Source organism: Saccharothrix mutabilis subsp. mutabilis, from assembly GCF_039521145.1.
GTDB classification, from domain to species: domain Bacteria; phylum Actinomycetota; class Actinomycetes; order Mycobacteriales; family Pseudonocardiaceae; genus Actinosynnema; species Actinosynnema mutabilis.
Genome location: NZ_BAAABU010000035.1, coordinates 1 through 13,315, shown reverse-complemented (window position 1 = coordinate 13,315; position 13,315 = coordinate 1). Strand labels below are relative to the sequence as shown.

Annotated in this window: 7 protein-coding genes; 5 read left to right on the top strand and 2 right to left on the bottom strand. The window is 71.8% G+C overall.

The genetic code is table 11. The features are described from left to right. Positions 1-30 precede the first annotated feature (30 nt). Positions 31-1,143, top strand: a complete 1,113-nt coding sequence (locus ABD126_RS37360; protein WP_343940164.1) for a tetratricopeptide repeat protein — start codon at positions 31-33, stop codon at positions 1,141-1,143. Positions 1,144-1,940: 797 nt separating this feature from the next. Here ABD126_RS37360 and ABD126_RS37355 read toward each other — a convergent pair. Both ABD126_RS37355 and glgP read right to left on the bottom strand, forming a co-directional pair. Then, positions 1,941-2,138 (bottom strand): hypothetical protein, encoded by a 198-nt coding sequence (locus tag ABD126_RS37355; protein WP_343940162.1) that lies wholly within the window; start codon positions 2,136-2,138, stop codon positions 1,941-1,943. A gap of 217 nt (positions 2,139-2,355) precedes the next feature. Continuing rightward, positions 2,356-4,926, bottom strand: coding sequence for an alpha-glucan family phosphorylase (gene glgP, locus ABD126_RS37350; protein ID WP_343940160.1), 2,571 nt, complete (start codon positions 4,924-4,926; stop codon positions 2,356-2,358). 773 nt (positions 4,927-5,699) lie between these two features. Between glgP and ABD126_RS37345 the strand changes: the two genes are divergently transcribed. From ABD126_RS37345 to glgB, 4 genes are all read left to right on the top strand, one after another. Further along, positions 5,700-7,679: an alpha-1,4-glucan--maltose-1-phosphate maltosyltransferase gene (locus ABD126_RS37345; RefSeq protein ID WP_343940158.1), complete on the top strand. Its 1,980-nt coding sequence runs from the start codon at positions 5,700-5,702 to the stop codon at positions 7,677-7,679. A 90-nt stretch (positions 7,680-7,769) separates the two neighbouring features. After that, positions 7,770-9,581, top strand: a complete 1,812-nt coding sequence (gene treS / locus ABD126_RS37340; RefSeq protein ID WP_343940156.1) for a maltose alpha-D-glucosyltransferase — start codon at positions 7,770-7,772, stop codon at positions 9,579-9,581. A gap of 8 nt (positions 9,582-9,589) precedes the next feature. Further along, entirely contained in the window at positions 9,590-10,939 is a 1,350-nt protein-coding gene (locus tag ABD126_RS37335; RefSeq protein ID WP_343940229.1) for a maltokinase N-terminal cap-like domain-containing protein, read from the top strand. Then, entirely contained in the window at positions 10,936-13,137 is a 2,202-nt protein-coding gene (gene glgB / locus ABD126_RS37330; protein WP_343940154.1) for a 1,4-alpha-glucan branching protein GlgB, read from the top strand. The genes ABD126_RS37335 and glgB overlap by 4 nt, the downstream gene beginning before the upstream one ends. Positions 13,138-13,315: the final 178 nt, after the last annotated feature.

The following is a 13,315-nucleotide window of genomic DNA, read 5'->3' as shown; positions in this document are numbered from 1 at the left end:
CGCCGGCGGAGCGGTAGCGTCTTCAGGCTTGTGTGGAAGGTGCTGACGGCGGTCGTCGTCCTCGTCCTGGTGGTCTGGGACCACCGCTCCGCCCCGGTCGGCCTCGCGGGTGCCGCGTGCGGCGCGCTCGCCGCGTTGGCGTTGCTGGAGATCGGGCTGCTGCTCGGGGCGCTCGCGTGGGGCGCGCGGGTGACGGCGGTGGTGATCGGCGTCGGCGGCGAGGTCCGCACGTGGAACCGGCCGGGCCTGCGGGTCGTGCTGCGGAACGTGCCCGTGCTGATGTCCGTGGGCATCACGGCCGGGCGAGCGCCGGTGCGGCGGCGGATGTGGCTGACGTCGTTGACGTCCGTGCTGCTGACCGCCGGCGTCGTGGCCGTGTGCTGGGTGTTGCTCGACGGGCCGTTCGGGCGGGGGCTCGCGGTGGCCGGGACGGCGGTGGTCGTCAACGCCCTCGTGCCGCGCCGGGGTGCGGGTGGCACGTCGGCGGGCTGGTTCCTGTTCACCCTGCCGAGGCTCAAGGGCCGGGTGGTCGCGGAACTGGAAGCCGCGCCGCTGGTGACCGCCGCGTCGGACGCCCTGGAGGCGGGCGACCTGGAACGCGCCGAGGAGGTGGCCGAGCGGCTGATGGCGGCGCACCCGACGCTGCTGTCCGCGATCGGGACGAAGGTGTCCGTGCTGACGATGCGGACGCGGTACGCCGAGGCGCTGCACCTGGTGAGCAACCTGGTCGGGCGGACGGACCTGGACCAGCGGGACATGGCGTTCGTGATGGCGCAGATGGCGAGTTCGACGGCGAACGCGATGGAGGCCGGCCAGCTGCCGCTGGAGGTCGGGCTGGGTGCGGCGAAGCGCGCGTCGGACGGTGCGGTGCAGCTCGGGTACCCGCGGTACCGGGCGACGGCGACCCTGGCTCAACTGGCCCTGCTGGAGGACGACGTGCCGCGCGCGATCGTGCTGGCCGGGCAGGCGCGGCAGACGGCGGAGACGACGCTGAGCCGGGCCGACGCGCTGGCCACGCTCGCCCGGGCGCAGATGGCGTCCGGGGACAACGCGGCGGCGCGGCGGACCCTGGAGGAGGCACGCGCCCTGGCGGGCTGGATGCCGCGGGTGGCCGAAACCAGTGCCCGCCTCGACATCAGCTGACGGCGGGGCCGCGGGGCGGGTGAGGGCGGCCGGGCAGGTGGGGTGGCGCCGGCGGCCCAGGCTCGGTGTGGCGACCGGGCGCGGCGCAGCGACCCCAGCCCCGCACGGCAACCCAGCCCCGCACGGCAACCCAGCCCCGCACGGCAACCCAGCCCCGCACGGCAACCCAGCCCCGCATGGCAACCCAGCCCCGCACGGCAACCCAGCCCCGCACGGCAACCCAGCCCCGCACGGCAACCCAGCCCCGCACGGCAACCCAGCCCCGCACGGCAACCCAGCCTCGCACGGCAACCCAGCGCGGTGCGGCGGCCGAAGCGGCGGCGGAAGTCGTGCGCGTCGAGCAGCCCGGCTGGGGCGGGCAGCCCGGCTGGGGCGGGCCGGGGCGGGTGCGGCTCGTGGCGTTCGGGCGCGTTCCAGCCGGTTCGGGTCGGCCCGTGGGAGGACTTGGGGCCGGCCGCCGGCCCCCGGTATCCATTCTCCCACGCGGGTACGACAATTTCGGTGGGGCGGGAACGCATTCCGCTAATGGAGGTGGGCCGGGGACGGCGCGTGTCCCCGGCCCCCGCGCCCCGGTCTTGCGCGTGCGACCGGTCCGCCTGACATTACTCACAAAATTCCGGTGTCGGGTGATCTGTCGCCCGGAGGAGTGGCACGCAAAGGTTCCGCTCACTTATCGCTCGCGGTATGTGAGCGGTGGTGGGGGCAAAGAGTGCCGGTGCGCGGAGGGCTCGGGTGAGCGGCTCCGGCGGTCGGCCACTTCCGGTGACGCGCTACCGCACCTCTTCCGGTGACGCGCGCTACCGCACCGGCCGGCTCGGGACCGCGGGCGGGCCGCCCGACGGTTCCGGCAGGCCGCAGTTCATGGTGTCGGACAACTGCTGCACCAAGCCGGCGCACGCGACGGGTGGCGCCGACGCGCGCGACGGTTCGGCGGGCGCGTCCGGAACGACCGCCGCGGCCACCAGGACGACTAGCAACGATGCGGTTGACGCCATTTTCCTCACCGGGCCCACGCTTCCTCTCGCGGTTCTGCGTTGCACCGGGGACCAAGGGGCTGCACCGGGGGTACCTATTCCACGCGAAAAAAGCGTAAGCCCGTTCACGTCGACCGGACCCCGCACCGCGGCGAGTTCACCGGATGGCATAACGCCGCCCCGACGGAGGAAAGCGGATGACCGCCGGCCGTGACCGGCGGTCATCCGTCCGGGTGAGCTAACCCGCCAGCACGACGCGACCCAGCTCAGCCGGTGACGCGAGCAGGTCGTGGCGCGGCAGCACGCGGACCGTGTAGCCGACGGCCCCCGCGTGCGGCAGCGGCACCTCGATGTCGTAATTGCCGTTGCCCGAGTAGTGCATGGTGTGCGTGACCACGTCGTACAGCTCGTCGGAGTCGCCGACCTTGCCCAGCACGACCTGCACGTCCACCTCGGACGGCTCCAGCCCGGCCAGCTCGATCCGCGCCCGCACCTCGACCGGCGTGCCCAGCAGCGGCGCGGCCGACCCGTTCAGCGTCAGTTCCGAGTCCAGCACGCGCACCCGCGTCCAGGACGCCCGCAGCCGCTGCCGGTAGGCCGCCAGCTCCTTGGCGCCCCGGTACCCCTCGCCCACCACGGACGCGGCGGACGACGCGGCCGGCGCGTACAGGCTCTCCACGTACTCCCGCACCATCCGCGACGCCTGCACGGCCGGGCCGAGCGACGCCAGCGTGTGCCGCACCATGGACAGCCACCGCGTGGGCACGCCGTTCTCACCGCGGTCGTAGAACAGCGGCGCGACCTGGTTGCCCAGCAGGTCGTAGAGGGCGGCGGCCTCCAGGTCGTCGCGGCGGGTCGGGTCGGTGACGCCGTCCGCGGTCGGGATGGCCCACCCGTTGCTGCCGTCGTACAGCTCGTCCCACCAGCCGTCCCGGATCGACAGGTTGAGCCCGCCGTTCAGGGCCGACTTCATGCCGGACGTGCCGCACGCCTCCAGCGGGCGCATCGGGTTGTTCAGCCACACGTCGCAGCCCCAGTACAGGTACCGGGCCATCGACATGTCGTAGTCGGGCAGGAACACGATCCGGTGCCGCACGCCGGCGTCGTCGGCGAACCGCACGATCTGCTGGATCAGCGCCTTGCCGCCGTCGTCGGCCGGGTGGGACTTGCCCGCCACCACGAGCTGCACGGGCCGCTCCGGGTGCAGCAGCAGGGTCCGCAGCCGCTCCGGGTCGCGCAGCATCAGCGTCAACCGCTTGTAGGTGGGGACGCGGCGGGCGAAGCCGACGGTGAGTACGTCCGGGTCGAACACCGAGTCGGTCCAGCCCAGTTCCAGCGCCGACGCGCCGCGTTGCAGCCACGACTGGCGGGTCCGGCGGCGCACCTCGTCCACCAGCTTGCCGCGCAGGTCGTTGCGCAGCTCCCACAGCCGCTGGTCGGTGACCGGCTCGAAGCCGCGCAGGCCCACGCCGGTGTCCTCGGACTCGCCGAGCAGGCGGCTCATCTCGGTGGCCGCCCACGTCGGCCCGTGGACGCCGTTGGTGACCGACCCGATCGGCACCTCGGTGACGTCGAAGCCCGGCCACAGGCCCCGGAACATGTCCCGGCTGACCTTGCCGTGCAGCTTGGACACGCCGTTGGCGCGCTGCGCGAGCCGCAGGCCCATGTGGGCCATGTTGAACAGGCCCGGGTTCTCCTCCGCGCCCAGCGCGAGGATGCGCTGGGTGTTCACGCCCGGCAGCAGCGTCTCCGCGCCGAAGTAGTGCTGCACGAGGTCCACCGGGAACCGGTCGATGCCCGCCGGGACGGGGGTGTGCGTGGTGAACACCGTGCCCGCGCGGACGGCGGCCAGCGCCTGGTCGAAGTCGAGGCCCTCGCCGGTGACCAGTTCGCGGATGCGCTCCAGGCCGAGGAAGCCCGCGTGCCCCTCGTTGGTGTGGAACACCTCGGGGCTCTGGTGGCCGGTGAGGTCGCAGAACGTCCGCACCGCCCGCACGCCGCCGATGCCGGCCAGGATCTCCTGCCGGATGCGGTGGTCCTGGTCGCCGCCGTAGAGCCGGTCGGTGACGCCGCGCAGGTCCTCGTCGTTCTCCTCGACGTCGGAGTCGAGCAGCAGCAGCGGGATGCGGCCGACCTGGGCCTTCCAGATCTTGGCGCGCAGCACCCGGTCGCCGGGCATGGCCACGTGCACCAGGATCGGCGCGCCGGAGGGCTCGGTGAGCAGCTCCAGCGGCAGGCCGCGCGGGTCGAGCACCGGGTAGTGCTCGATCTGCCAGCCGTCCAGCGACAGCGCCTGCCGGAAGTAGCCCGACCGGTAGAGCAGGCCCACCGCGATCAGCGGGACGCCCAGGTCGGAGGCGGCCTTGAGGTGGTCGCCCGCGAGCACGCCGAGGCCGCCGGAGTAGTTCGGCAGGGCCTCGGTGACGCCGAACTCCATCGAGAAGTAGGCGATGGCCGACGGCAGCGGGCTCAGGTCGTAGTTGCCGTGCTCACGCCGTTGCTGCACCTCGTCCTGCCGCCGCTGGAACCACCGGGGCCCGGTGAGGTAGCGGTGCAGGTCGTCGGCCAGGGCGCGGGTGTGGGCGAGGAACTGCTCGTCGCGCGCCAGCCCTTCCAGCCGCTCCGGGTCGACCGTGGACAGCAGCCGCAGCGGGTCGGCGCTCTCCGACCACCGGGCGGGGTCGATCGAGGCGAACAGGTCCTGCGTCGGCTGGTGCCAGGTCCAGCGCAGGTTCAGGGCGAGCGTGCCCAGTGCGGACAGCGGCTCTGGCAGGCTGGCTCGGACGGTGAACCGGCGGAGTGCTCGCATGGCGTCGGACCTTATCCCCCATCCAGCGGTGCGGAGCAACGGTCACCCGGACCGATGCAGGGACCGATCCAGCTCTACCAGCGCGGACGGCCCCTCGCGTGTTCTTTCGTACACAGTTGGCGGTGTTCGCGGCAACGCACGGGTGCGGAGTCACCCGTTCCGCCGATCGACGGCGAGGATGATCGTCCGCGCCGGCCGGAGCGGACTTGTCGAGTTCCGCGGCAGCGGCACCGCGGCGTCTCTGGCGGCCGTCGCCCGCCCGGGATGACCGCCACCCGGCCGTCGCCCGCTCCGGGATAGCCGCCACCCGGCCGGCGAAAACCGCGGCACCGCCGGCGCGTTGCGCGGCGACTGGGGCCGGCCCCCACGTCGCCGAAGACCTCGTCGGACCCGGCGTGGGGACGCGGACGACGAACAGGCCCTTGAGACCGACGTACCTGAACGAGATCACCATGAACCGCCGGTAGCGGCGGCCGATCCGGCTCACTCCACTGCGGTGTCCGGAATCCACCCGTTCGGCAATCCGGTCACAGCGGCACCGCGACAAGGCGCACCGGCGGGAAGGAGTTCACGTTCACTCCCCCGGCCGTGTGACACACGATCCGGTATGTGGGACGGGTGTCTGCATCGCGGGAATCGATCAAGTCCCCAAGTGTGCGATCCAACCAGACGGGGTAGGAACTCCACGTGGGTGTCCCCGGTGACGACGCGCGCGACCGTGCCGGGCAAACTTGACCGTGCAAGCGTCACACCAGGTGAGAGGGGCGCTGCCGATGAGCGGACGACTCGGTATCGACGACGTGACCCCGACCGTGAGCGGTGGCCGGTACCCGGCCAAAGCCGTGGTCGGCGAGCACGTCCCGGTCGAGGCGACGGTGTGGCGCGAGGGCCACGACGCCGTCGCCGCCACGGTGACGTGGCGTGGGCCGGGTGACCGGGTCGCCAGACAAACCCGGATGGCGCCGCTGGGCGTCGGGCTGGACCGGTGGGTCGCCACGATCGTCCCGGACGCCGTGGGGTCGTGGACGTTCCGCGTCGACGCCTGGTCGGACCCGTGGGCCACGTGGCTGCACGCCGTGGAGGTGAAGATCGCCGCCGGCCAGGGCGCCGGCGAACTGGAGAACGACCTGGAGACCGGCGCCCGGCTGCTGGACCGCGTCGCCCGCCGACCCGACCGGCGCAAGGACAAGCCGCTGCTGCTCAACGCCGCCGCCGCGCTGCGCGACGAGGACCGGCCGCTGCCCGAGCGCGTCGCGCCCGCGCTGGCCGGGGACGTCCGGCAGGTCATGCACGACCACCCGGTGCGCGAGCTGATCACCAAGGGCAAGGCGCAGAAGGTCTGGGTGGACCGCGGGCGCGCCGCGTTCGGCTCCTGGTACGAGTTCTTCCCCCGCTCCACCGGCGGGGTCGACGAGTCCGGCGTCCCGGTGCACGGCACGTTCGCCACCGCCACCAAGGAACTCGACCGCATCGCCGCGATGGGCTTCGACGTGGCCTACCTGCCGCCGATCCACCCGATCGGCCGGGTCAACCGCAAGGGCCCCAACAACACCCTCACCGCCACCGAGGACGACCCCGGCTCGACGTGGGCGATCGGCGCGGACGAGGGCGGCCACGACGCGATCCACCCCGAGCTGGGCACCATCGAGGACTTCGACGCCTTCGTCGCCCGCGCCGGCGAGCTGGGCCTGGAGGTCGCGCTCGACCTCGCCCTCCAGTGCGCGCCGGACCACCCGTGGGTGCTCAAGCACCCGGAGTGGTTCACCACCCGCCCGGACGGGTCCATCGCCTACGCGGAGAACCCGCCGAAGAAGTACCAGGACATCTACCCGGTCAACTTCGACAACGACCCCCAGGGCATCTACAACGAGGTGCTGCGGGTCGTGCTGCACTGGGTCGACCACGGGGTGCGGATCTTCCGGGTCGACAACCCGCACACCAAGCCGCCGGACTTCTGGCAGTGGCTGATCTGGACGGTGAAGGACGCCCACCCGGACGTGCTGTTCCTGTCCGAGGCGTTCACCCGGCCCGCCCGGCTCTACGGGCTGGCCAAGCTGGGCTTCACCCAGAGCTACACCTACTTCACCTGGCGGACCACCAAGGAGGAGTTGACCGAGTTCGGCGTCGAACTGGTCGAGCACTGGGACGAGGCCCGGCCGAACCTGTTCGTCAACACCCCGGACATCCTGCACGAGTCCCTCCAGCACGGCGGCCCCGGCATGTTCGCGCTGCGCGCCGCGCTGGCCGCGACGATGTCGCCGACGTGGGGCGTGTACTCGGGCTACGAGCTGTTCGAGCACCAGGCGGTGCGCGAGGGCAGCGAGGAGTACCTGAACTCGGAGAAGTACCAGTTGCGCCCGCGCGACTACGCGAAGGCGGTGGCCGAGGGCCGCTCGCTGGAACCGTGGCTGCGCAAGCTCAACACCATCCGGCGGGCGCACCCCGCGTTGCAGCAGATGCGAACACTCCGCTTCCACCACGTCGACAACCCCGCCCTCATCGCCTACTCCAAGCAGGACCCGGGCAGCGGCGACACGGTGGTCGTGGTGGTGAACCTGGACCCGCACAACGCGCAGGACGGCACCGTGTGGCTGGACCTGCCCTCGCTCGGCTACGACTGGCCGGAACGGCTGATCGCGCACGACGAGGTCACCGGGGAGACCTGGGACTGGGGGCAGGCCAACTACGTCCGGCTCGAACCCTGGCGCGCGTCGGCGCACATCGTGGCCGTGCAGCGCAGGTTCAGCAGCTAGCAGGCAAGCCGTCGACTACTCGAGTCCCCCGCGGCCGCACGCGGGGGACGATCAGACGTACCCCCGATGAGGTGGGACGAGGTGGAGCACATGGCAGAAGACCCCCGACCCGACGCCGCGCTGACCGGACTGGAAGGCGTGCCGCACACCGGGGAGGCCATCGGAGCGGATGGCCTCCTGGTCGAGCCCCAGGCGGAGGACTTCCGCTCGGCCAGGCTCGCGCCGCGCGAACCGGACTGGTTCAAGGGCGCGGTGTTCTACGAGGTGCTGGTGCGCGCGTTCAGCGACTCCAACGGCGACGGCACCGGGGACCTGCGCGGGCTCGCCTCCCGGCTGGACTACCTGGAGTGGCTCGGCGTCGACTGCCTGTGGCTCCCGCCGTTCTACGCCTCGCCGCTGCGCGACGGCGGCTACGACATCTCCGACTTCCGCTCGGTGCTGCCGGAGTTCGGCACCGTCGAGGACTTCGTCTACCTGCTCGACGAGGCGCACCGGCGCGGCATCCGGGTGATCACCGACCTGGTGCTCAACCACACCTCCGACGCCCACCCGTGGTTCCAGCAGTCGCGCTCCGACCCCGACGGCCCGTACGGCGACTACTACGTGTGGAGCGACGACGATTCGAAGTACCCGGACGCGCGGATCATCTTCGTGGACACCGAGACGTCGAACTGGACCTACGACCCGGTGCGCGGCCAGTTCTTCTGGCACCGGTTCTTCTCCCACCAGCCGGACCTGAACTACGAGAACCCCGACGTCCAGGAGGCCATGCTGGACACGCTGCGGTTCTGGCTGGACCTGGGCATCGACGGATTCCGCCTGGACGCCGTGCCGTACCTGTTCGAGCAGGAGGGCACCAACTGCGAGAACCTGCCGCGCACCCACGACTTCCTCAAGCGCTGCCGCAAGGTCGTGGACGACGAGTACCCCGGGCGCGTGCTGCTCGCGGAGGCCAACCAGTGGCCCTCGGACGTGGTCGAGTACTTCGGCAACCCCGAGGTGGGCGGCGACGAGTGCCACATGGCGTTCCACTTCCCGCTCATGCCGCGCATCTTCATGGCGGTGCGCCGCGAGTCCCGGTTCCCGATCTCGGAGATCCTGGCGCAGACGCCGCAGATCCCCGACGGCTGCCAGTGGGGCATCTTCCTGCGCAACCACGACGAGTTGACGCTGGAGATGGTCACCGACGAAGAGCGCGACTACATGTACGCCGAATACGCCAAAGACCCCCGGATGAAGGCGAACATCGGCATCAGAAGGCGCCTCGCGCCGCTGCTGGAGAACGACCGCAACCAGCAGGAGCTGTTCACCGCGATGCTGCTCTCGCTGCCCGGGTCGCCCGTTCTCTACTACGGCGACGAGATCGGCATGGGCGACAACATCTGGCTGGGCGATCGGGACGCGGTCCGCACCCCCATGCAGTGGACGCCGGACCGCAACGCAGGTTTTTCCTCCTGCGACCCCGGGCGGATCTACCTGCCTGTGATCATGGACCCGGTGTACGGCTACCAGGGCCTCAACGTGGAGGCGCAGCTCAACAGCCAGTCGTCGCTGCTGAACTGGACCCGGCGGATGATCGAGGTGCGCAAGCAGCACCACGCGTTCGCCGAGGGCGACTTCCACGACCTGGGCGGCTCGAACCCCAGCGTGCTGGCCTACCGGCGGCGCTGGCGCCGCCCGGACGGCCACGAGGACATCGTGGTGTGCGTGAACAACCTGTCGCGGTTCCCGCAGCCGGTGGAGCTGGACCTGTCGGAGCACCTCGGCACCCGGCCGGTGGAGCTGACGGGCGGGGTGCACTTCCCCACCGTGGGCGAGCTGCCCTACCTGCTCACCCTGCCGGGCCACGGCTTCTACTGGTTCCAGTTGGTGGAGGCCGGCGACGAGGGCGAGGCGAGGTGAGCACCGAGATGAACCCGCGGACGAGCACCGATCCCCGCGCGCTGGTGGCCGAGGTGGTGGCCGAGCTGCCCGGGCTGCTGCCCGCGCAGCGGTGGTTCGGCGGCAAGGACCGGCCGGTCACCGGCGTCCGTCCACTGCGGACGACGGTGTTGAGCGAGGCCGACCCGGTGCTGGTGCACCTGGTGGTCGAGGTGGAGCAGCCCGACCGGCGCGAGCCCTACCAGCTGCTGGTCAGCGACACCGTGGACAACCACGACGCGACCGGCGACCCGGAGCTGGCCGGGCGGCTGCTCGACCTGCTCGCCGACGGCGCGACCGTGGACGGGCTGGTGTTCGAGCACGAGCCGGACGTGACGCTGAACAAGGGGCTGCGCGGCCGGCCGATCACCGCCGAGCAGTCCAACACGTCGCTGGTGTTCGGCAGCCAGTACATCCTCAAGCTGTTCCGCAAGCTCACCCTGGGCGAGAACCCGGACCTGGTGCTGCAACGCGCGCTGCACCGGGTGGGCTGCGAGCACATCGCGAGGCCGCTGGGCTCGATCACCGGCCGGCTCGACGGCCAGGTCACCACCGTCGGCATGCTCCAGCAGTTCCTGCCCGACGCCGTGGACGGCTGGGCGATGGCCACCACCAGCGTGCGGGACCTGATGGCCGAGGGCGACCTGCACGCCGACGAGGTGGGCGGCGACTTCGCGGGCGAGGCGCAGCGGCTGGGCCAGGCCGTGGCGACCGTGCACGCCGACCTGGAGCGCGCGCTGGGCACCGAGCACGCCGACGCCGACGACATCGACAAGACCGTCCGGGCGATGACCGCGCGGCTGGACTCGGTGGTGGCGGCGGTGCCGGAGCTGCGGCCGTACGTGCCGGCGCTGCGCGAGGCGTTCGAGGCGGCCCGGGACACGCCGGGCGCCATCGCCATCCAGCACATCCACGGCGACCTGCACCTGGGCCAGGTGCTGCGCACCGTCCACGGGTGGCTGCTGATCGACTTCGAGGGCGAGCCGGGCGCGCCGATCGCCGAGCGCACGGCGTTGCGCTCGCCGTTGCGGGACGTGGCGGGCATGCTGCGGTCGTTCGACTACGCGGCCCACCAGCTGCTGGTCGGGCAGCCGGAGGACCACCAGCTCGCCGTGCGCGCGCTGGAGTGGTCGCGGCGCAACCGGGCGGCCTTCACCGAGGGCTACGCGGAGGCCGCCGCGTCCTCGGTGGGCGACCCGCGCAAGCGGGGCTACCTGCTGCGGGCCTTCGAGCTGGACAAGGCCGTGTACGAGGTTTCCTACGAGCACGCGAACCGGCCGGAGTGGTTGACGGTGCCGCTGTCGTCGATCGCGCGGATCACGGGAGAGGGAAAGCGATGAACCCACAGGACATCGACCGGCTGCTCGCGGGGGCGCACCACGACCCCCACTCGGTGCTCGGCGTGCACCACCTCGCCTCGGGCGAGGTGGTGGCGCGGGCGTTCCGGCCCGGGGCGACGGCGGTGTCCCTGGTGGCCGGCGACAAGACGTGGGAGCTGGACCGGGTCGCCGACGGCCTGTTCGAGGGCGGGCTGCCCGAGCACCCCGGCGACTACCGGCTGGAGGTCGCCTACCCCGGCGCCGCGGTCGAGGTGGACGACCCGTACCGGTGGCTGCCCACGGTCGGCGAGCTGGACCTGCACCTGATCGGCGAGGGCCGGCACGAGCGGCTGTGGGACGTGCTCGGCGCGCACGTGCGGACGTACGAGACGGCGTCGGGCGCGGTGAGCGGCGTGTCGTTCGCGGTGTGGGCCCCGACCGCGCGCGGCGTGCGGGTGTGCGGCGACTTCGACGGCTGGGACGGCCGCGCCAACCCGATGCGCTCGCTCGGGTCGTCCGGCGTGTGGGAGATCTTCATCCCCGGCATCCCGGCCGGCACGCGGTACAAGTTCCGCATCCTCGGCCGCGACGGCGCGTGGCACGAGAAGGCCGACCCGATGGCGTTCGCCACCGAGACGCCGCCGCAGACCGCCTCGGTCGTCACGAGGTCCACCTACGAGTGGGGCGACACCGAGTGGACGGCCCGGCGCGACGCCACGGCGTGGATCAACGCGCCGATGAGCGTGTACGAGGTGCACCTGGGGTCGTGGAAGCCCGGGTTGGGGTACCGGGAGCTGGCCGACGAGCTGTCGTCGTACGTGGTCGAGAACGGGTTCACGCACGTCGAGCTGATGCCCGTCGCCGAGCACCCGTTCGGCGGGTCGTGGGGCTACCAGGTGACGTCGTACTACGCGCCGACGTCCCGGTTCGGCTCGCCGGACGACTTCCGGTACTTCGTGGACGTCCTGCACAGCCACGGCATCGGCGTGATCATGGACTGGGTGCCCGCCCACTTCCCGAAGGACTCGTGGGCCCTGGCCCGCTTCGACGGCACGGCGCTGTACGAGCACGAGGACCCCAGGCGCGGCGAGCACCCCGACTGGGGCACCCTGGTGTTCGACTTCGGGCGCAACGAGGTCCGGAACTTCCTGGTCGCGAACGCGCTGTACTGGATCGAGGAGTTCCACATCGACGGCCTGCGGGTCGACGCGGTGGCCTCCATGCTGTACCTGGACTATTCGAGGCAGGAAGGGCAGTGGCTGCCCAACCAGTACGGCGGCCGGGAGAACCTGGACGCGGTGCGGTTCCTGCAGGAGCTGAACGCGACCGTCTACAAGCGACACCCCGGCGTGGTGATGGTCGCGGAGGAGTCCACGGCGTGGCCGGGCGTCACGCGGCCGACCCACCTGGGCGGGTTGGGGTTCGGGTTCAAGTGGAACATGGGCTGGATGCACGACACCCTGCACTACCTGTCCCGCGAGCCCGTCCACCGGTCGTTCCACCACAACGAGATCACGTTCTCCCTGGTGTACGCGTGGAGCGAGAACTTCGTCCTGCCGCTGTCGCACGACGAGGTGGTGCACGGCAAGGGCTCGCTGTGGGCCCGGATGCCCGGCGACGACTGGAACAAGGCCGCCGGGCTGAGGTCGTTGCTGGCGTTCATGTGGGCGCACCCGGGCAAGCAGTTGCTGTTCATGGGCGGCGAGTTCGGGCAGCAGGGCGAGTGGTCGGAGTCGCGCTCGCTGGACTGGCACCTGCTGGAGAACCCGTACCACGCCGGTGTCCGGGCGCTGGTGGCTGACCTGAACGCGGTGTACCGCGAGTCGCCCGCGCTCTACAGCCAGGACAACCGGCCCGAGGGTTTCTCGTGGATCGACGCGAACGACTCGGCGGGCAACGTGCTGAGCTTCGTCCGCATCGGCGAGGACGGGTCGCTGCTCGCGTGCGTGGCCAACTTCGCCGGCATGCCGCACCACGACTACCGCGTGGGGTTGCCGGTGGCGGGGCGGTGGCGTGAGGTCGTGAACACGGACTCGTCGGCTTACGGCGGGTCCGGGGTGGGGAACATGGGCGGGGTCGAGGCCGAGGAGAAGCCCTGGCACGGGCGGCCCGCCTCGGCGGTGCTGCAACTGCCCCCGGCGGGGGTGTTGTGGCTGGCGCCCGAGGTGGGCAACGAACGCCGCAAGGCCCTGGACCCGGACGACGTCACCAAGCCCTGACGGCAACCAACTTTCGCGCGAAGCGCGGCGGAAGCCGCGCTTCGCGCTGCCCCGCCGCGCAGCGGCGCTCTTCGCCGCGCTCCGCGCGGCGGGCTGGGCTCCCAGCCACAAGGGGCCTCCGTGTTCCCCACCGTATGACCTGCCCGAAGGGCTACCACACTTTTCGGGGGTCGGGCCA